Here is an 18706-nt window from a genome sequence, read left to right as displayed (position 1 = left end):
CGCTCCCGGGTGAACTTGACCGGCCTGCGGGCCGTTCAGCCCGCGCGGAACTCCCCCGGCGCCACGCCATAGCGCTGCTTGAAGCGCCGGTAGAAGGTCGACACCTCGCCAAAGCCCGCCGCGAAACCGATCTCGGCCGTGCCCAGGTGGCGCGACGCCGGGTCGCGCAACAGCGCGTGCGCGCGCGCCAGCCGGGCGCGCGTGAGGTATTCGTGAAAACTGCCGTCCGACAGCGCGAACAGCTGGTGCAGCGTGCGCAGCGACACGCCGAACGCCCGCGCCACGCGCTCGGGCGTCAAGTCCATCTCGCTCGAGCGCTGCTCCACCTGCTGCTGCACGCGCAGCAACAGCGCGCGCCGCCGCGCCAGCCGCGTGGGCTCGTGCTGATCGGGACCCGCACCCACCGCACCCGCCACCAGCGCGCACAGCGTGCCCAGGGCCATGTCCCGGCTCGTGGCGGAAAGCCCCGCGTGGTGCCGCAACAGGCCGTCGAGCCAGTTCGCGATCAGCTCGCGCTCGGTGTGCGCGCGGTCGATGTGGTGCATGGGCAGCCGCTCACCCGAGCGCAGCGCCAGCAAGGGGTGCAGCCGCGCGCGCTCGATGCGCCAGAGGCGGAAATCGAACACCCCGTCGGTGCCGGTGCGAAAGGCCAGGTTGGGGTCGGCGATCACGATGTCGCCGGCCTCGGCCACACAGCGCTGGCCCTGCTGCTCGAACCACGCGCGGCCCTGCCGCTGCAGGTACACGTAGTAGGTGTCGCCCGGGCACTCATCGATGTCCTGTTCACGGCGCTGCACCAGGTGGCCGTCGCAGACGATGTCGGTCACGTCCAGCGCGCCCAGGTGGCGCCGCGCGATCGCGCCATGGAAGGGTGGGCGCGGGTGCACCGCCGGCTGGCGCTGCGGCGTCAGCGCGTACACGTGCTCGCAACACGCCTCGCGCCATTCGTCGAAGCGCGTGGCGGCCGGCACGCTGTCGGTGGACCACTCCGTGAGCATGGTGGAACTGCCTCCTGATTGGGACGGCTGCCAGTATCCAGCGTTTTGATCAAAACGAACAATATCGCGGGAATATGAACAGAAGCGAATCGATTGAGCGGCTTGTGCTCAGGAAGCCGGGCACGGCCCGGGCAGGCTATGCCAGCGGCGTGGCCTGCAGGCCGCCCACGACAAAGCGCACCAGGTACTTCGCGGCATCTTCAATCGGTGGGGCGGTGAACTCCGCACCCAGCAGCGTCAGGATCCGGTCGTGGGCGTTGTGGGCGTAGAAGAAGGCGCCAAAGAGAAACACCATGCGCCAGTAGAACTCCTTGTCGTCGAGGTGCGTGCAACGCCGATGCAGCTCCTGCATGAAGTCCTTGGCGAACCCGTCCACGATCGATCCCATCGCTTCCCGCACGTCGGGGGATGGGTCGGCCAGCATGCGGCCATAGAAGCTCCGGAACGCGTCGCGCTGCTCCGCGGCGGCGCCCGCCACACGCAGCGACGGCTCCATGGCGGCCAGCAGCAGGTCCTCGATGGGGGCGTTCGTCTCCACGGCGGACGAGAGCCGGGCCATGCGCTCCGCCATGATGGGCCCGAGGCGGCGCTCCAGCACGGCGCGACACAGCGCCTGCTTGGAGCCCCAGTAGTAATGGAACATGCCGAGGTTGACCCCGGCGGCTTCCGCGATCTGGCGAATGCTCGTCCCGCCATAGCCCTGGGCCGCGAACAGCTGCTCCGCCGCGTCCAGGATCAGCGCCTGCGTGTTGGGGCGTTCTGATTCGCCCACGGCCTCGGCGCGTGGGCGCCTGCCGGTCGGACTCAACTTTTTCGTGGCCATGTGCTCTCCCGCGCCCGCCGTCGAGCGCTCAAATCGGTTCGGCCATTGTGCCTGTTGACATGAAGTCATACGTGCGTATAAACTCAAATTACACGGACGTATAAACATGAAACTCATCGACCTCAGCACCTTGTTGGACCCCCAGGACCGAGACCTTCTGCCGCCATCGCTCAGTGCAGCGGCCGGCGTTGTCGCTCCCCGGATCGAATACCAGCGCCCCGACGAAGCCGAAGGCAAGGACCGCTTCTGCGCGTTTTTCGGCTGCACCCACGAAGACCTCCCGGACGGGGAGGGCTGGGGGTCGGAAGTCCTGACCGACATGTCCTCGCACTGCGGCACGCACGTGGACGCGCCGATGCACAGCGGCTCCCGCTGCGCGGGCCAACCGGCCCGGACGATCGATCAGATTGCCCTGGACGAGCTCTATTGCCCGGGCGTCGTGCTCGACTTGCGCGCCATGGTCGAGCCTTGTGGCGCGATCACCCCCGCCATGCTGAACGAGGCCCTGGGCACGGCCGGCGTGGGCGACATCGCCGGCCACGCGGTGCTGCTGCGCACGGGGCAGGAGCGCTTCCGGATCGGGGAGCCGGGCTTTTTCCAGTACCCGGGCATGACGCGCGAAAGCACGCTCCATCTCACCGGCCTGGGCGCCAAGGTGCTGGGCACCGACGCCGTGGGTTGGGACCGGCCGTTTCCCACGATGGCGGCCGATTTCCGCCGCACCGGCGACCGCCGGTATCTGTGGGACGCGCACAAGGCCATCACGGAGTGCGAAGCCTTCATCGTTCAGCAGCTCTGCAACCTGGAAGCGCTGCCGGCCAGCGGTTTCCACGTCGGCTTCTTTCCGATCAAGCTGGCGCGCACCAGCGCGGCACCGGCCCGCGCCGTCGCCTTCCTTCCCGACCTCCTGAAGACGCCATGAAACTCGTCACCTACCGATCCGCGCCCACGCAGCCGCCCCGGCTCGGCGTTCTCCAGGGCGATGGCGCCCTCCTGTGCCTGACCAGCCGGCATGCGGGCGACGCCCGCTTTTCGTCCATGGCCGCCCTGCTCGCGGCAGGCGAAGACGCGCTCGCGCAGGCGCGCCGGGATGCCGAGGCCCACCGCCCCGGGCATCCGAACGAAGTGCCACCCGGTGGTTATGGGTTGTTGACCCCGCTCGAACGCCCACCCCTGATGCGCGACTGGGGCACGATGACGGCGCACCCGAAGTTCTTCCTGGCAATGCGCGCGCGCCAACGCGCGCAGGCCAGCCCGGATCCCGCGGCGGCCCTGGAAGCGGCGCGCCAGGAAGGTCTGCTGGATCTGCCCGCCAACTGGTTCAGCGTGCCGCGCTTCTACACCGCCAACCCCTTGAACCTGGCCGGGCCCGGCCAGGCCATCGAATGGCCCGCCTTCGCGCAGAAACTCGACTACGAGCTGGAACTCGCCATCGTTCTGGGGCGCACGGGCAGGGACATTCCCCAGCACCGGGCGCGCGATTTCATCCTGGGCGTGACCCTGTTCAACGACTTCACGGCCCGCGACGTGCAGGCGGCCGAAGGCCAGCCCGCGGGCAAGAGCAAGGATTTCGACGGCGCCTACGCGCTCGGCCCTTGCATCGTCACGCTGGACGAGCTGCCCGACCTGTACAAGCTGCGCGTCACCTCGCGGCTCAACGGGGAGACGCAGACGGTGGACAGCACGGCCAGCATGGAAATCGGCTTCGAGGACCTGATCGCCTACGCCAGCCGGTCCTGCACCTTGCACGCCGGGGAGGTGTTCGCCTCGGGCACCTTCGCGCGGGGTTGTGGCGTGGAGACCGGCCGGCTGCTGCAGCCCGGGGACCGCATCGAGCTGGAGGCCGAGCACATCGGCATTCTGGAGAACACCATCGTCGCGTCCGGCGCCGCCCTGAAAGGCGGAGCATGAACTCTGCCGTCTACATCGTGGGCGTCGGCATGACACCGACCGGCAAGTTCGCCGATGCCACGCTGCACCAGCTCACCGCCACGGCGGTGCGCGCGGCGCTGGCGGATGCCGGGGCCATCGGGGCGCAGGTGCAGATGGCGTACTTTTCCAACGTGGCGGCTTCCTACCTGCAGGGCCAGCACATGGTGGCCGGTCAGGTCGTGCTGCGCGAACTCGGTATCGTCGGGGTGCCCATCGTCAACGTCGAGAACGCCTGTGCCAGCGCCTCGACGGCCTTCTGGCTGGCGTGCCAGAGCGTGCGCAGCGGAAGCGCCGACATGGCGCTCGCGGTGGGGGCCGAGAAGCTGTACGACGCGAACAAGTCCAAGTCCTTCGAGATCTTCGGCGGCGGCTTCGATGTGACCCGCCAGGGCGAGCTGCTGGCCTACCTGGAGCGCCTGAAAGGCGCGGCCGGCGCGCCGGCCGACCCGGCGGTTTCTTCGCCGCAGCGAAGTGTCTTCATGGACATCTACGCGGCGCTGGCCGTGAACCACATGCAGCGCCACGGCCTGACGCAACGCCAGCTGGCGGCCGTGGCGGCCAAGAACCACGCGCACTCGGTGCACAACCCGCTCGCGCAATACCGCGATGCGTGGTCCATCGACGAGGTGCTGGCCGCCCGTGCCATCGCCGACCCCCTGACGCTGCCGATGTGCGCGCCGATCGGGGACGGGGCCGCGGCCGTGCTCGTCTGCAACGCGGCCGGACTGCGGCGCCTGTCCGGCGCGGCACCCGTCGATGTGCTGGCTTGCCAACTGGTGAGCGGTCTTCCCCGCCACGACGACGACGTGGACCTCGCCATCACGCGCCGGGCCGCCCAGGCCGCCTACGAAGGCGCGGGCATCGGGCCCGAGGACGTGGACGTGGCCGAGGTCCACGATGCCACCGCGTTCGGCGAAATCCTCCAGACCGAGGCGCTGGGTTTCTGTGCCCGCGGCGAAGGGGGGATCTTCGCCGAGTCCGGCGCGACCGCGCTCGGCGGATCGCTGCCCATCAATGTCTCGGGTGGACTCGAATCCAAGGGCCATCCGATCGGCGCCACCGGTCTGATGCAGATCGCCGAGCTGACGCAGCAGTTGCGCGGGCAGGCGGGCCCGCGACAGGTCGCGGGTGCGCGCGTGGCCCTCGCGGAGAACGGTGGCGGATTCATCGAGAACGAGGAGGCCGTCGCTTGCGTCACCCTCCTTGGCGCCGGCCGCCAGAGACGAGCTTGAACACCCAAAGGAACCCTGACATGAAACGAACCCCCATCCCCCGCCGCCACGCGCTGGCGTGCCTGGCCAGCCTCGCGGTGGCATCGCCCCTGTGGGCACAAACCCCCTGGCCCAGCAAACCCATCCGGCTGGTGGTGCCCGCCAGCCCGGGCAGCGGCCCGGACGTCATGGCGCGCCTGATCGGCGATCGGCTGGCACGGCGCCTGGGCCAACCCATCGTGGTCGAACCGACCCCGGGCGCCTCCGGCATCCTGGGGGCCGACAAGGCCCTGAACGCGCCACCGGACGGCTACACCTTTCTGTTCGGATTCAACCAGCTGATGACCATGAATCCGCACATCTACGCCAAGCTCCCCTACGACTCGGTGCGCGGCATCGCGCCGGTGAGCCTGATCTCCAAGGGGGGCTATGTGCTGCTCGCCGGCCCGTCGGTGCCTTTCGATGACGTGGCGGGCATGATCAAACATGCGCGGGCCCACCCTGGCGCCCTGGTCTATGCGTCCTTCGGCAATGGCAGCGCGCCCCACCTGGGCATGGAGCTGCTCAAGCAGCGCGCCGACATCGATCTGCTGCACGTGCCCTACCGCACCAGCGCGGCGGCCAACACCGACCTCATGGCCAACCAGATCCACGTCAAGATCGAAACGCAGTCCTCGGCCGTTCCGCTGGTGCGCAGCGGCAAGGTGAAGGCCCTGGCGGTCACCACGGGCACCCGCATGAGCGCGCTGCCGGAAGTTCCCACCCTGAAGGAGACGGTGCCCGGTTTTGAGCTCACCGGCTGGAACGCCGTCTGGGCCCCCGCGGGCACACCGGCGAATGCGGTGGACCAGATGTCCCGCGCCATCCAGGCCACGCTGCAGGAACCCGAACTGCGCAAGCGGCTTGGCGACATGGGCATCGATCCCCAGGGCTCGATGCCCGGCGAGCTCGACCAGTTGACCGTCCAGGAATCCGCGCAGTGGGGCAAGCTGATCCGGGAAAAAGGCATCAAGGCGGATTGAGCATGGCACCCGCGACCCCGCACACGATCGCCGATCTGGTGGAGGCCTTGGCGCGCGAGCGCGGCGACGATCTGGCCCTGACCTTTGTCGACCACGCCGCGGCGAAGGAGGAGGAAGGCACCCAGCGCCGAACCTATGCGCAGCTGTGGCGGGCCGCCACACGCCTTGCCACCGGCCTGAGCCAGCAAGGTTTCCGCCCCGGTGAACGGGTGGCCCTTCTCATGGCCAACCACCCGGAGTTCGTGGAGATGCTGGTCGCCAGCGGCCTCACCGGACTCACGCTGGTGCCCATGGACCCTCGCACGCCCCCCGAGAGGCTGGCCTACATGCTGACCAAGACGCGCTGTTCGCTGCTGATCGCGGAGCCCGAAGCGCTGCAGGGTGCGCTGGCGGTGCGTGGCGCCTGCCCCGACCTGCGTTTGATGGCGGTGCTCGGTCACCCCGACGTGCCCCTGGTCGCGGGCGTGGTGCCTTACGACAGCCTGCCCGCCGCCACCGCGTCGCCAGCGCTTGCCGCCCTTCGGCGCCCCGCCGACGAGGACATGCAGATCCTCTTCACCTCGGGCACCACCGGGAACCCCAAGGGCATCGTGTACAGCCACCGCAAGTTCACCGACACGGCCCGCATGGCCGCCACGGCCTTCGGGTACGGCCCGGGCGACAGGCTGTACTCCGGACTCTCGCTGACCCACGCCAACGCTCAGCTGGTGACCCTGGGCGCGGCCCTGGTCCGCGGGCTGCCCGTGGTCTTCTCGCGGCGGTTCAGCAAGCGCCGGATGTGGCGCACGGTGCGTGAGCACCGCTGCACCAGCCTGACCTTGCTCGGCGGCATGACCACCGCCATCTACTGCGACCCCGCGACGCCGGCCGATCGCGACCACCAGGTGCGCCTGGTGGTGTCCGCCGGCATGCCGGCGGCCATCTGGAACGACTTCGAACACCGCTTCGGCGTGAGCCTGCTGGAGTTCTACGGCACCGCCGAGGGCGGCCTGACGATGAAGCCCGCCGGGGTCGGGCCCATCGGCAGCATCGGCCAGCCGCCACCTTCGCTGAGCACGCGCATCGTGGACGGCGCGGGGCAGGACGTGGCACCCGGCGAGCGGGGCCAACTGCTGATCCGGTCCTCGGACGGCACGCCTTTCCAGGTGTCCTATGTGGACGATCCCGACGCGTCCGAAGCCAAGTGCCGCGGTGGCTGGCTGTGGACGGGCGACGTGGTGCACGCCGATGCGCAGGGCTGGCTGTTTTTCGACTTTCGCCTGGGTCACGGCATCCGCCGCAATGGCGACTTCATCGACGCCGCGGCCATTGAAAAGGCGCTGGCCGAAACCGCGCTGGTGGACGACGTCTTCGTGTTCGGGGTGCCCGCCGCGTCCCGCGTTCCCGGCGAATCGGATGTGGTGGCGGCGGTCGTCTTCAAGCCGGGAGCGCCTGTCCAGCGGGAACCCGCTGTCGCGGCGCTCCACGCCGCCTTGACCCGGCCCGTGGTCCTGCAGCAGGTCCTGCCGTTGGATGCCATCCCCAAGACCGCCTCGGAGAAACCCCTGGCCCGCGTGCTGTGCCAGATTCTGGCGGACCGACCGGATCTGGCCCTGGATTGGCCGGCATCGACGCCGTTGAACACATGAGCACGGTCTGAACTTTTCGCGCGCGCATTGCCAAGCCTTGGCGCGCGGTTTGCGAAGACAGTTGGCCTGAGTCTGCGCAAGATGGCGGTGTGTGCCTTGACGCTTCCTCCCCTTCGCGCTGCTGCGACACCCCGCCACCCACCACGGTCCTGATCGCCGACGACCACGCGCTGGTGCGCGACGGCATGCGCGGCCTCGTGGCCGGCCTGCTCGGCGAGGTGGTCTGCCTGGAGGTGGGCGATGGCGACGCGCTGATGCGCGCGGCCCAGGCGCACCCGGCGGCCGGGCTGGCCCTGGTGGACCTGAACATGCCCGGCATGGAGCGCGGTTTTCGCCTGGCCGAACTCGCGCACCGCCACCCGGGCCTGCCGCTGGTGGTGATCTCGGCGCTCACGTCGCCCGACGTGGTGCGGCGCACGCTGGAGATTCCCAGCGTGCACGCCTTCGTGCCCAAGAGCGCGCCCTCGGCGCAGATCATGGTCGCGATCGGCGCGGCGCTGCAGGGCCGAAAGCTGCCTTTCGCGCACCGCGCCCCCGAAGCGCGGCGACCCGAGGTGGTGCTCACGCCGCGCATGGAAGAGGTGCGCCAGCTGCTGCGCCAGGGCATGAGCAACAAACTCATTGCGCGCACGCTGGGCATCAGCGAGGGCACGGTGAAGAACCACATGAGCGAGATCTTCAAGGCGCTGCAGGTGTCCAACCGCACGCAGGCGGCGCAGCTCGACGCCGACCGCCTGTGAAGCCCGCTCGGGCGGGGCTCAGCGCGCCGACAGGAAGTCGCCCGCTTCGAGCAGCACCAGCTCGTTGTCGTCCGCCTTGTTGGGGTCGCGGCTGCTGGAGAACGGCAGGTTGTTGTCGTTGCCCACCACGATGTGCCGCGCATCGACGATGTCCACGTTCTCGATGGTGAAGAACGGGAAGGTGAGCACGCCGTTGTTCAGCGGCTTGCGGGCCAGCTGGTTCGGGTCGGCGATGTTCATCAGGTCGATGTAGCCGATCTTGCGCAGGGGGCCGCCCACGTGGGCTTCGTTCAGCTCCACCTTGTAGACCCGCTTGAACTTGGCCAGGTCGTGGAAACAATCGGCGCGCTTCGTGGCTTCCGGGCAGGCCTTGTCGGCCGTGCCTTCGCCGTTGTCGCGCTCGATGATCAGGCCTTCGGTGGGGCTGATCATGTTGAAGTCGCCGATGGCGTGGTGGTTGGCCTCCAGCACGTACTTCCAGTGGCGACCGGTCCACTTCTCCGTCTTCACGTCGAACTCCAGCACGCGCAGGTACTGCTTGCCGTCGATGGCTTCCGGCGCCTTGGTGGCCTCGTCCCACACGGCACCCTCCAGCAGGGGGTAGAGCTTGCTGCCGTCGGGCGATGAGGCCATGCCCTCGAAGCCCTTGGAACGGCGCACCTGGAACTTCACCTCGCCGCCCTGCGCACCGGGCGTCTTCACCGCCGGGTGGTCGGGCGAAACCACGGTCTTGCCATCCACCTGGGTTTCGTACACCGCCTTCACGCGGCCCTTCATGTCGGCCTTGATCAGGTAGGGGCCGAATTCGTCGCCGATCCAGAAGTGGCCGTCCGCGATCTGGAAGCTCTCGGTGTCGAGGTCCGAGCCCGTCAGGTAACGTTGTGCCGTGCCCTCGTGCACGATGCGGAACGGCACCTTCTTGTCGGGGTCGTGCAGGAACACGGTGCCCAGGCGCTTGAACTGCCCGCTCTTGAAGTCCACCCGGTAGTGGTTGAGGAACAGCATGAAGTCGGGCGAGTTGGCCTTGGCGCCGGCGCCGTTGTCCGTCAGCAGCCAGTAGCTGCCGTCAGCCATGCGCTTGATGCCCGAGTGGCCCTGAACAGGCTGGCCCTTGAAGGGCAGCGACACCCCCGTGGGCCGGCCGGCGGACAGGCCTTCCACGCTGCCGATGGCCTCGACGCGGCGGTCGGTGGTGAACTTGCCGCTGACGCGCAGGTCGGCCGGCGCGTCCTTGGGCGCGGCGATCAGGGTCTGCGCGGGCAGCAAGGCGTGCCCGGCGAGGGTGGCCGGGTAAGCGGTCTGGGCCTGGGCGGACAGGCTCAGGCTGGCGACGGCCAGGGCGAGCAGGGCAGGGGGGTGCAGCTTCATGAGAGGGTGCCTTCGTTGGGGTCAATGGACGCGGATCGGGGCCGAGCTTGCCGCCCTGCCATGACAGCGGTGCGACCTTTTGATGACGGTGTGTTGACGGCCTCGCACGCCATGCCAGGCGTTGGCGCGCGCATTGCGAAGACAGGCGGCCCGCCGGTGCGCAAGATGCCGGCATGCACCGGGACGCCCTTTCCCCCCGCGCGCGCCGGGACGATCAGCCCGACCCCGAGGACAGCGCCCACACGGTGGCCTCGCTCTGGGCCTTGCGCGCCTGCGAGCTGCTGTGCGCGCTCATGTTCGCCACCGCCCTGCCCTGGCAGCAGCCGGCCGCGTGGTTCTCCGTCATCGCGGGCATGGGCCTGCTGCGCTGGTGGCACGTCAACCGCCCGGCGTTCCGCGCCCTGCCCAAGGCGCGCCGCCAGCGCGCGTACCGCCTCTACATGTGGGTGCTGATGGCCTTCGTGGGCAGCGCCTGCTGGTTCCTCTACGTGCCCGACAACGTGCCCATGCTCGCGGTGCTCATGAGCTACCTGCTGGGCAATGCCACGCTGATCGCGGTGCGCCTCACCGGCGATGTCGTGCGCACCACCATCGCGCTGTGCCTGGCGGTGCTGCCGACCTCGGTGCGCCTGATCGTCGACGGCCTGGGCGGCCACACGCTGCTGGTGCTGATGGGCATCGGCGGCATCCTCATGACCATCACCATGGTGTTCCTCTCGCGCGCGCAGGAGATCGGCGTGATGCGCCAGGTGGAGCAGCGGCGCCGCGCCGAGGCGGCGGCCGACACGATCGCGGCGCTGGGGCTGGCGAAGTCGCGCTTCTTCGCGGCGGTGAGCCACGACCTGCGCCAGCCGGTGCACGCCATCGGCCTGTACCTCGCGCCGCTGGTGAGCCTGGCCGAGCGCGCGCAGGACCGCGCGGCCCTGCGCGCCATCGACGGCATCGGCCAGTCGTGGCGCGCGCTGGACGACCTGCTGTCGCAGGTGCTGGACCTCACGCGCATGGACTCGGGCGTGGTGCAGGCCGAGCTGCGGCCCACCGAACTCGCGCCGCTGGTGGCGAGCCTGGTGCGCCAGCACAGCGCCGTGGCCGAGGCGGCGGGCGTGCGCCTCGTCGCGCTGGTGCGCCCCGAGGCCTTCGCACTGGCCGATGGGCTGATGCTGGTGCGCGTGCTCTCCAACCTGATGGACAACGCCATCAAGTTCTCGCCCGCCGGCGCCACCGTGCTGGTGGCGCTGCGCCGGGGTGACGGTGGGTGTTGGCGGCTGCAGGTGCGCGACGCGGGCCTGGGCATCGCGCCCGAGGCGCAGGCGCGCATCTTCGAAGAGTTCGTGCAGATGCACAACGAGGCGCGCGACCGCCGCCAGGGCCTGGGCCTGGGGCTGGCGATCGCGCGGCGGCTCGCGCTGCTGATGAACGGCGACATCGCGGTGCGCTCGGCGCTGGGGCAAGGCAGCTGCATGACGGTGAGCCTGCCGCGCGCCGAACCACCACCCGAGGCCGCGCCGGCGCCGGCGCACGAAGCGCATTCGATGCCGGGCGCGCTGCTGCCCCTGCCCGAGCACGCCGTGCCCTCGCCCGCGTTCGCGGTGGAGCGCGTGCTGCTGGTGGAAGACGACTCGCTGGTGGCCGGCGCCACGCGCGACCAGCTCGTGGGCTGGGGCCTGCAGGTGCTGCACGTGGAGACGGCGGCCGAGGCGCTGGCGCAGGCGGCGTATGGCGACGTGGCCATCTGCGACGTGCGGCTGCCGCACGCGGCCTCGGGCCTGGACCTCGCGCTGACTCTGCGCGAGCGGGGCCAGCGCGTGCTGCTCATCAGCGGCGAGACGCACGCGGCCTTGCGCGAATCGGCCGCGCGGCACCGCCTGCCGCTGCTGATCAAACCGGTGTCGAGCGCGCAGCTGCTCGCGGCCTTGCAAGGGCTGTAGGCGCGTGCCCATGTCCTTCGGGGCATGACCAATTTCACGTGGTTGCGAACGGGGTGCGTCGGTAGATTCAAAACCCTGCCACGCCGCCCGTGTGGCGGGCCCGACCGAAGGAACCCCCATGAGACACCAGTTCTCGCCCGATCTCGAATCGCCCCACGCGGCCCCCGCCGTGGTGCCGAGCCCACGCCCGCCGCGTCTGGGCCGTTTTGCCGAAACGCGCGGCACGCCCTCGCTGCGCCGCGCCTACGGCTGGCTGTGCCGCTGCGCGCCCGCCGTGGCCGCGCGCCTGGCCTACCGCCAGCTCGCCACGCCGCCGCGCGCGGCGCTCGGCAAGTGGCCGCTGGCGGTGCGCGAGCAGACGCGCCCGCGCCGCCTGCCGTGCGGCGCGGGTGAGCTCGCGGTGTACGAGTGGGGGCAGGGGCCGGCGGTGCTGCTGGTGCATGGCTGGGGCTCGAACGCCATGCACCTGGGTCGCATGGTGGGCCCGCTGTTGAACGCGGGCTTCCGCGTGGTGGCCTTCGATGCGCCGGCGCATGGGCGCTCGTCGGGCCACCGCACCGACATGGTGGAGTTCGCCAACGCCGTGGCGGCCGTGGCGCGCCACGCCGGTCCGCTGCACGCCGTCATTGGCCATTCCTTCGGCGCCGCAATGGCGATGTTCGCCGCGCGCGACTGGGGCGTGGCCACCTCGCGGCTGGTGCTCATCAGCTCCTTCAACCACTGCAACTGGTTCGTCGAGATGTTCGCGCGGCACATCGGCCTCACGCCCGAGGTGCTGGGGCGCGTGCGCGAGCTCTTCGTGCAGCGCTACGGCGGCCGGCTCGACTGGGGGCGCATGTCGGTGCTGGAGATGGCGCGCCAGGCCGGCCTGCCCGCGCTGCTGGTGCACGACGAGACCGACGAAGAGATTCCGTTCGAGCACGGGCTCTCGCTCGCGGCCGCGATGCCCTGCACGCAGTTCAAGGCCACGCACGGCCTGGGGCACCACCGCGTGGCGCGCAACCCCGAGGTGATCCGCCGCGTGGTGGATTTCCTCGCGCACTGAGGAGGTGGCCATGCAGAACCCGTCTTTCTCCTCGTTCCCCCATCGGCTGGCCCTGGTGCTGGGCAGCGGCGGTGTGCGCAGCATCGCGGCGCTGGGCATCGCCGAGCGCCTGGCGCGCGAGGGCATCCGGCCCGATCTGGTGGTGGGCTGCAGCTCGGGCGCGCTGTTCGGCGCGCAGGTGGCACAGGGTATGCACGGCGAAGAGGCCGTGCGCCTGGCCACCACGCTGTGGTCGGCCGAGCTCACGCAGCAGCGCCGCTGGCGCGCCTACCTGCAGCTCATCGCGCCCAGGCTCGCGGGCTTTGGCGAGGGCTTCGCGCTGCGCGACGACCGCCTGATCACCGAGCGCATCGGCAACGCCTTCGGCGACACGCGCCTGGAGCACCTGCCCACGCCGCTGCGCGTGGCCGCCACCGACGCCGCCACCGGCCAGGCCGTGGTGCTCACGCAAGGCCGCCTGGTGGACGCGCTGCGCGCCAGCATGGCCGTGCCCATCCTGTTCCCCAGCGTGGCCATCGGCGGGCGGCGCCTGGTCGATGGCGTGCTCTCCGACCCGCTGCCCCTCGCGGCGGCGGCCGATGCGCGCGTCGTGCTCTCGCTCGGTTTCTTCGGCGGCCTGCCGCGCCGGGTGGACCGCGTCTCGCGCCTGGTGGCGCAGACCAGCACCACGCTCATCAACAACCTGATGCAGGCGCGCACCGAGGCCGCGCAGGCCCGGGGGCAGAAGCTGATCGGCCTGGAGCTGGACCTGGAGCGCCCGGTCGGCCTGTGGGAGACCGCCGCCATGCCGGCCCTGTTCGAGGCCGGCTGGCGCGCGGCCGAGGCGCGGCTGCTCGACATCGTGGCCGCGCTGGAGGCCGCGCAGGCACCCAAGCGCGAGCTGACCTTCATTGAATGAACCCCTCCCCATGGAACTCAGACGCATGACCCACACCACCGTCCACACCGAGCGCTACGCCCACTGCATCGCCGCCTCGCGCCGCGTGCGCTGGGACATCGAGCACGACGTGATCCGCGCCCGCCGGCTCGACTTCGGCAAACCCTTCCTGCCCGACGGGCTCTCGCGCATCAGCCGGCTCGATTTCCTGAAACCCGCCGAGCAGCTGCGGCTGAGCCAGGTGCAGGGCCGCACCTACGCCAACATGTTCGGCCTGGTCGAGCGCTTCATCGGCATCCAGATGCTCTCGTGCAGCCGCCACCACTGGTTCGGCGACCAGGTCGCGCTGGAGGCGCTGGTGCGCTTCACCGACGAGGAACTCAAGCACCAGGAGCTGTTCCGCCGCGTCGAGCGCCTGGCCGCGGCGGGCATGGCCGATGGCTACGAGTTCCTGCCCACCGCGAACGCCGTGGCCTCGCAGGTGCTGGAGGCGTCCACCTGGGCGGTGCTCGCGCTCACCTGCCACATCGAGCTGTTCACCCAGGTGCACTACCGCCAGAGCATCCAGCCCATGGAAGACATCGCCGGGCTCTACAAGGACGTGTTCCTCTTCCACTGGAAGGAGGAGTCGCAGCACGCCATCCTCGACGAGCTGGAGTGGGAGCGCGAACACGGGCGCCTCACGCCGCGCGAGCGCGACGTGGCGGTTGACGATCTGATCGGCCTGCTGGGCGCGATCGACGGCATCCTGCGGCAACAGGCCACCGCCGACGCGCGGTACTTCACCGACACCAACCCGCGCCGCTTCGCGCCGGGACAGGACGCCCGCCTCGCCGCCGGCCTGCTGGGCGCCTACCGCTGGCAGTACATCGGCTCGGGCCTGCAGTCGCCGCGCTTTCGGCAACTGCTGGTGGCCATGACCACGACGCCCCAGCTGCAGCGCATCCAGGCGGCGCTGGCGCCGCTGTTGTCCTGAACCGTTCACAAGGAGTCATTGATGTCACGCAGATTTCTTCTCCACGCCGCCCTCCTGCTGGCGGCGGCCGGTCCGGCCGTTGCGCAACCCATGGGTATCGAGCGGGCCCACCACGCCCACTACATCGCCGAGTACGAGCGCTCGCTCGCGCTCTACGAGCAACTGGCCGCGCTGGGCGATGCCGAAGCCGCCGAGCGCGCGGGCTTCATGCTGATGCAGGGACCGGCGGCCTACGGCCCGCGCGTGCCGCGCGACGTGGCGCGCGCCACGGCCTGGCTGGAGCAGGCCGCTCGCGCCGGGCGGCCGCACGCGGTCTTCCTGCTCGGGCTGAGCGCCGGCACGGACTGAGCGGCGCACCCGGCATGCGCTGGGCGGATGCGGCCCATGCGCCGCGCGCGCTTGTCGGGCACGCGGCCCGGTTCCGATACTCGGCGCATGAATCAGAACCTGTTGCTGGATGTGGTGGTCAGCGCCGTGTCGCGGGAGACCGACGAGGTGGCCTGTTTTGAGCTGAGCCGAACGGACGGACCTTTGCCCCCGTTCGAGGCCGGAGCGCACATCGACGTGCACACCGCCGTGGGCCCGCGCCAATACTCGCTGTGCAACCTGCACGAGGCGAACGGCCCCTACGTGGTGGGGGTGAAGCGCGAGGCGGATGGCCGGGGCGGCTCGCGCTGGATGCACGACACGCTCAAGGTGGGCACCCGCCTGGTGATCGGCGCGCCCCGCAACAACTTCCGGCTGGTGCCCGAGGCGGTCCACCATTGCCTGCTGGCGGGGGGCATCGGCATCACGCCCCTGGTGGCGATGGCGCACGAACTCGGCCGACAGGGCCACTCTTTCAACCTGGTCTGTTTCGCGCGCAGCCGTGCCCACGCGGCCTTTCGGGGCCGACTGCAGGCGGCGCCCTGGGCCGCCCAGGTGCGCTTCCACTTCGATGACACGCCTTCGCATCAGGTGGATCTGTCGGCCTTCTGCGCGCACCAACCGGAGGGCACGCACTTCTACGTGTGCGGCCCGGCGGGCTTCATGGCCGCGACCCGGCAGGCCACCAGCCAATGCCCCGGCGCGCAGCTGCACGAAGAGCGCTTCGCGGCCGAACCGGCGGCGAACCCGACGGGGCTCGACCGCTATACCGTGGCGCTGGCGCGCAGCGGCCGCAGCGTGCGGGTGGAGGCGGGGCAGACCCTGCTGCAGGCGCTGCGGGGCGCGGGGCTGAACCCGCTCACCTCCTGCGAGGCCGGGGTGTGCGGCAGCTGCGTGACGCCCTACCTCGAAGGCCAGCCCGTGCATGGCGACGCCTTCCTCAGCGCGCACGAGCGGCAGCACCAGCTGGCGCTCTGCTGCGCCGGTTCGCTCGGCGAGCGCCTCGTGCTCGACCTCTAGCCCGCGCCCTTGAGGTCGAGCATCACCTGTTCCTTGAACCAGATGTGGTCCCGGTGGTGGTGCGTGCGCTCGTGCCAGTAGAGGTAGACGTCGTAGGGCGGCAGCTCGATCGGCACCTCCACGGTGGCGAGCGCGAAGCGCTCGCAGAAGCGCTGGGCCAGTGACTCGGGCATCAGGGCCACCATGCCGGTTTTTTCGATCAGGTACGGCACGGAGAGGTAACTTGGTGTCGTGAGCCGGATGTGGCGCGCCAGCCCGAGTTGGGACAGGGCCTTGTCGACCGCGTCGCCAAACGCGTGCACCGTGGGTTTGATCACGACGTGGTCGAGCGCGGCGAAGGCCTCGGGGCTGAGCGTCTGCCCGACGGCGGCATGCCCATTGGCCGCGATGCAGGCCACGCGGTCGCGGAAGATCACGCGGTGGCGCAGGTCCTCCACCGCGGGCGGCAGCATGCCCACGCAGAAGTCGGCTTCGCCGCTCTCCAGCACCTGGTTGAGGTTGCGCGGATGCACCGGGTGGCAGACCGAGACCGAGATGCCGGGGTAGTTCTGCGCCAGGCGCGTGACCAGGGGGTCCATGAACACGCATTCCAGGTAGTCCGTGGCGACCACCCGGAAGTTGCGGCGCGCCGTCTCGGGGTCGAACGCGATGGCCTGCCCGAGCAGCTGGTCCATCTCGTGGAGGATGCGCAGCGCGAACTCGCGCAGCTGCATGGCCTTGGCGGTCGGCACAAGCCCGACCTGGGCTTTCACCAGGATCGGGTCCGAGGTCAGTTGCCGCAACTGGCTCATGGCCCGGCTCATGGCCGGCTGGCTGATGTCCAGCGCATCGGCGGCGCGCGTCACCTGCGAGTGATCGACCAGCGCGACCAGGCACCTGAGCAGGTAGAAGTTCAGCGACAGATCATCTTTTTGGCGCATGGTTTTCATACACAGTCCGCATGGACTGGGGGTTGGCACATCGGGATACTAGTTCAACCTTGGCGCGGTGGCGCAAGGCACGAGAGTCCAGGGACATTCCAGGCAACACCGGTTCGAAGAGGCCGGTCACCCACGAGGAGCAACAGGTTTGGACACCGCAGTTTTGAACGCCTTGAACACCGCGAGGGCCGAGCTGCCCCGGTGCGATGGCAAGGGCCTCTACCACCGGGGCGCGCCGATCATCCAGGTCGACAACGTCAGCAAGCGCTATGCCAATGGCACGGTGGCCTTGGAACGGGCCCGGCTGGAGATCTGGAGCGGCGACTTCGTCACCCTGATCGGTCCCTCGGGATGCGGCAAGAGCACGCTGCTGCGCATCCTCTCGGGCCTGGGCGCGGTCACCGAGGGCTCGATCCAGTGGTGGGGCGAGACCACCCCGGTGCTGGAGCGGCCCGACCAGAAGCTGGCCTTCGTCTTCCAGGACCCCACGCTGATGCCCTGGGCCCGCGTGTTCGAGAACGTGGCCCTGCCGCTGGAACTCAAGGGCACGCTGGACCGCGCCACGATCCAGCGCAAGGTGGAAGAGGTGCTGAACCTGGTGGGCCTGGGCGCCTTCCAGCAGGCCTACCCGAGGGAGCTCTCGGGCGGCATGCAGATGCGCGTGTCGATCGCGCGCGCCCTGGTCACCGAGCCCAACCTGATGCTGATGGACGAACCCTTCGGCGCGCTGGACGAGATGACGCGCAACAAGCTCAACGACGACCTGATGCGCATCCAGCACGAGCGCAAGCTCACGGTGGTGTTCGTCACGCACAGCCTGCACGAGGCGGTTTACCTGTCGTCGCGCGTGGTGGTGATGGCGGCCCGGCCCGGGCGCGTGATCGCCGAGGTGGGCATCGACGCGCCCTTCCCCCGGGGCACGGCCTTCCGCCTGTCGGCGGAGTACCTGCAGTACATGACCCGCCTGAGCGCCGCGCTGGACGCGGCCAGCCGGGGCGAGGAGATCGCACCATGAAGAGCCCGGACATTTCCCGCAACGCCGCGCGCCAGGTGAACTGGGGCTCGAGCAAGCTGCCGGTGCTGGCCATCGGCGTGGGCCTGCTGGCCGTGTGGCAGCTGGTGGTGGTGGCCCTGTCGCTGCCGGTGTACGTGCTGCCGGGGCCGCTCGATGTGCTCAAGGCCTTGTACGCGGATTCGGACCTGCTCTTCACCGGCCTGCTGTTCACGCTCAAGGTCACGGTGCTGGCCTTCGCGGTGGCGGTGCTGCTGGGCGTGGCGATCTCGTTCCTGCTGTCGCAGAGCCGCCTGCTGGAACAGAGCGTCATGCCCTACATGGTGATCCTGCAGGTGACGCCCATCGTGGCGATCGCCCCGCTGATCATCATCTGGGTCAGCAACACCTTCGTGGCCCTGGTGACGATCGCCAGCATCACGGCGCTGTTTCCCATCGTGTCCAACATGACGCTGGGCCTGCGCTCGGTGGCGCCCAACCTGCAGAGCCTGTTCCGGATCTACCGCGCCTCGAACTGGCAGACCCTGACCCGGCTCAAGCTCAAGGCCGCGCTGCCGTACTTCTTTGCCGGCGCGCGCATCAGCAGCGGCCTGGCGCTGATCGGTGCCGTGGTGGCCGAGTTCGTGGCCGGCACCGGCGGCACGCAGTCGGGGCTGGCCTACATCATTCTCGAATCGGGCGTGCAGTTGAAGGTGCCGCGCATGTTCGCCTCGCTGTTCCTGATCTCGCTCACCGGCATTGTGCTGTTCGCGCTGATGGTCTTCATCTCGAACCGCGTGCTCGGCGCGTGGCACGAGAGCACCGTCAAGACCGAGCACTGAGTTTCACCCGTTCCGTTTT

The 18706-nt window shown here is 69.9% G+C and carries 18 protein-coding genes; 14 read left to right on the top strand and 4 right to left on the bottom strand.

Annotated elements, in window-relative coordinates:
• Positions 1–35 precede the first annotated feature (35 nt).
• Both AC3WPZ_RS17325 and AC3WPZ_RS17320 read right to left on the bottom strand, forming a co-directional pair.
• Positions 36–998, bottom strand: coding sequence for a helix-turn-helix domain-containing protein (locus tag AC3WPZ_RS17325; protein WP_492435470.1), 963 nt, complete (start codon positions 996–998; stop codon positions 36–38).
• 136 nt (positions 999–1134) lie between these two features.
• Positions 1135–1821 carry a TetR family transcriptional regulator gene (locus AC3WPZ_RS17320; RefSeq protein WP_444692075.1) on the bottom strand — a complete coding sequence of 229 codons (687 nt, stop codon included), beginning with the start codon at positions 1819–1821 and terminating at the stop codon, positions 1135–1137.
• Between the two features lie 106 nt (positions 1822–1927).
• On the opposite strand from AC3WPZ_RS17320, the gene AC3WPZ_RS17315 reads away from it, so the two are divergent.
• From AC3WPZ_RS17315 to AC3WPZ_RS17290, 6 genes are all read left to right on the top strand, one after another.
• Entirely contained in the window at positions 1928–2743 is an 816-nt protein-coding gene (locus AC3WPZ_RS17315) for a cyclase family protein (protein ID WP_492435468.1), read from the top strand.
• On the top strand, positions 2740–3732 hold the full coding sequence (locus tag AC3WPZ_RS17310) for a fumarylacetoacetate hydrolase family protein (RefSeq protein WP_492440751.1): 993 nt from the start codon (positions 2740–2742) through the stop codon (positions 3730–3732). The genes AC3WPZ_RS17315 and AC3WPZ_RS17310 overlap by 4 nt, the downstream gene beginning before the upstream one ends.
• Positions 3729–4985: a thiolase family protein gene (locus AC3WPZ_RS17305; protein ID WP_492440749.1), complete on the top strand. Its 1257-nt coding sequence runs from the start codon at positions 3729–3731 to the stop codon at positions 4983–4985. The genes AC3WPZ_RS17310 and AC3WPZ_RS17305 overlap by 4 nt, the downstream gene beginning before the upstream one ends.
• 20 nt (positions 4986–5005) lie before the next feature.
• Complete coding sequence (locus AC3WPZ_RS17300; protein WP_492440747.1) at positions 5006–5986, top strand: Bug family tripartite tricarboxylate transporter substrate binding protein; 981 nt, start codon at positions 5006–5008, stop codon at positions 5984–5986.
• Positions 5987–5988: 2 nt separating this feature from the next.
• The gene (locus AC3WPZ_RS17295) at positions 5989–7614 is read left to right on the top strand and encodes a class I adenylate-forming enzyme family protein (protein WP_492440745.1); all 1626 of its coding nucleotides are present in this window, start codon (positions 5989–5991) and stop codon (positions 7612–7614) included.
• 89 nt (positions 7615–7703) lie between these two features.
• Complete coding sequence (locus AC3WPZ_RS17290; RefSeq protein WP_492440743.1) at positions 7704–8354, top strand: response regulator transcription factor; 651 nt, start codon at positions 7704–7706, stop codon at positions 8352–8354.
• Between the two features lie 18 nt (positions 8355–8372).
• Here AC3WPZ_RS17290 and AC3WPZ_RS17285 read toward each other — a convergent pair whose 3' ends face one another.
• Entirely contained in the window at positions 8373–9722 is a 1350-nt protein-coding gene (locus AC3WPZ_RS17285; RefSeq protein WP_492440741.1) for an esterase-like activity of phytase family protein, read from the bottom strand.
• Positions 9723–9895: 173 nt separating this feature from the next.
• On the opposite strand from AC3WPZ_RS17285, the gene AC3WPZ_RS17280 reads away from it, so the two are divergent.
• The 6 genes from AC3WPZ_RS17280 to AC3WPZ_RS17255 all read left to right on the top strand — a co-directional run bounded on the left by AC3WPZ_RS17280 (position 9896) and on the right by AC3WPZ_RS17255 (position 15934).
• Positions 9896–11650: a hybrid sensor histidine kinase/response regulator gene (locus tag AC3WPZ_RS17280; protein ID WP_444687537.1), complete on the top strand. Its 1755-nt coding sequence runs from the start codon at positions 9896–9898 to the stop codon at positions 11648–11650.
• A 118-nt stretch (positions 11651–11768) separates the two neighbouring features.
• Positions 11769–12695 carry an alpha/beta fold hydrolase gene (locus tag AC3WPZ_RS17275; protein ID WP_382153843.1) on the top strand — a complete coding sequence of 309 codons (927 nt, stop codon included), beginning with the start codon at positions 11769–11771 and terminating at the stop codon, positions 12693–12695.
• A gap of 10 nt (positions 12696–12705) precedes the next feature.
• On the top strand, positions 12706–13593 hold the full coding sequence (locus AC3WPZ_RS17270; RefSeq protein WP_492440738.1) for a patatin-like phospholipase family protein: 888 nt from the start codon (positions 12706–12708) through the stop codon (positions 13591–13593).
• Positions 13594–13618: 25 nt separating this feature from the next.
• Complete coding sequence (locus AC3WPZ_RS17265) at positions 13619–14548, top strand: hypothetical protein (protein ID WP_492440736.1); 930 nt, start codon at positions 13619–13621, stop codon at positions 14546–14548.
• Positions 14549–14569: 21 nt separating this feature from the next.
• Entirely contained in the window at positions 14570–14896 is a 327-nt protein-coding gene (locus AC3WPZ_RS17260) for an SEL1-like repeat protein (protein ID WP_382322077.1), read from the top strand.
• A gap of 87 nt (positions 14897–14983) precedes the next feature.
• Entirely contained in the window at positions 14984–15934 is a 951-nt protein-coding gene (locus tag AC3WPZ_RS17255) for a PDR/VanB family oxidoreductase (RefSeq protein ID WP_492440734.1), read from the top strand.
• On the opposite strand, the gene AC3WPZ_RS17250 is transcribed toward AC3WPZ_RS17255, so the two are convergent.
• Positions 15931–16854 (bottom strand): LysR family transcriptional regulator, encoded by a 924-nt coding sequence (locus tag AC3WPZ_RS17250; RefSeq protein ID WP_382322075.1) that lies wholly within the window; start codon positions 16852–16854, stop codon positions 15931–15933. The two genes, AC3WPZ_RS17255 and AC3WPZ_RS17250, sit on opposite strands and share 4 nt — an antisense overlap.
• Positions 16855–17017: 163 nt before the next feature.
• Between AC3WPZ_RS17250 and AC3WPZ_RS17245 the strand changes: the two genes are divergently transcribed.
• Positions 17018–17869, top strand: a complete 852-nt coding sequence (locus tag AC3WPZ_RS17245) for an ABC transporter ATP-binding protein (RefSeq protein WP_382153860.1) — start codon at positions 17018–17020, stop codon at positions 17867–17869.
• Positions 17866–18687 (top strand): ABC transporter permease, encoded by an 822-nt coding sequence (locus tag AC3WPZ_RS17240; protein WP_382153863.1) that lies wholly within the window; start codon positions 17866–17868, stop codon positions 18685–18687. The genes AC3WPZ_RS17245 and AC3WPZ_RS17240 overlap by 4 nt, the downstream gene beginning before the upstream one ends.
• The last annotated feature ends 19 nt before the right edge of the window (positions 18688–18706 follow it).

The organism is Hydrogenophaga sp. FW305-3-2-15-A-LB1, from assembly GCF_058787875.1.
The sequence above is the reverse complement of the archived record's forward strand: the minus strand, read 5'-3'. Positions and strand labels throughout refer to the sequence as shown.

Coding starts and splice junctions, on each gene's coding strand:
- AC3WPZ_RS17325 (WP_492435470.1), bottom strand. CDS start 998: ATGCTCACGGAGTGGTCCACCGACAGCGTGCCGGCCGCCACGCGCTTC.
- AC3WPZ_RS17320 (WP_444692075.1), bottom strand. CDS start 1,821: ATGGCCACGAAAAAGTTGAGTCCGACCGGCAGGCGCCCACGCGCCGAG.
- AC3WPZ_RS17315 (WP_492435468.1), top strand. CDS start 1,928: ATGAAACTCATCGACCTCAGCACCTTGTTGGACCCCCAGGACCGAGAC.
- AC3WPZ_RS17310 (WP_492440751.1), top strand. CDS start 2,740: ATGAAACTCGTCACCTACCGATCCGCGCCCACGCAGCCGCCCCGGCTC.
- AC3WPZ_RS17305 (WP_492440749.1), top strand. CDS start 3,729: ATGAACTCTGCCGTCTACATCGTGGGCGTCGGCATGACACCGACCGGC.
- AC3WPZ_RS17300 (WP_492440747.1), top strand. CDS start 5,006: ATGAAACGAACCCCCATCCCCCGCCGCCACGCGCTGGCGTGCCTGGCC.
- AC3WPZ_RS17295 (WP_492440745.1), top strand. CDS start 5,989: ATGGCACCCGCGACCCCGCACACGATCGCCGATCTGGTGGAGGCCTTG.
- AC3WPZ_RS17285 (WP_492440741.1), bottom strand. CDS start 9,722: ATGAAGCTGCACCCCCCTGCCCTGCTCGCCCTGGCCGTCGCCAGCCTG.
- AC3WPZ_RS17280 (WP_444687537.1), top strand. CDS start 9,896: ATGCACCGGGACGCCCTTTCCCCCCGCGCGCGCCGGGACGATCAGCCC.
- AC3WPZ_RS17275 (WP_382153843.1), top strand. CDS start 11,769: ATGAGACACCAGTTCTCGCCCGATCTCGAATCGCCCCACGCGGCCCCC.
- AC3WPZ_RS17270 (WP_492440738.1), top strand. CDS start 12,706: ATGCAGAACCCGTCTTTCTCCTCGTTCCCCCATCGGCTGGCCCTGGTG.
- AC3WPZ_RS17265 (WP_492440736.1), top strand. CDS start 13,619: ATGACCCACACCACCGTCCACACCGAGCGCTACGCCCACTGCATCGCC.
- AC3WPZ_RS17260 (WP_382322077.1), top strand. CDS start 14,570: ATGTCACGCAGATTTCTTCTCCACGCCGCCCTCCTGCTGGCGGCGGCC.
- AC3WPZ_RS17255 (WP_492440734.1), top strand. CDS start 14,984: ATGAATCAGAACCTGTTGCTGGATGTGGTGGTCAGCGCCGTGTCGCGG.
- AC3WPZ_RS17250 (WP_382322075.1), bottom strand. CDS start 16,854: ATGCGCCAAAAAGATGATCTGTCGCTGAACTTCTACCTGCTCAGGTGC.
- AC3WPZ_RS17240 (WP_382153863.1), top strand. CDS start 17,866: ATGAAGAGCCCGGACATTTCCCGCAACGCCGCGCGCCAGGTGAACTGG.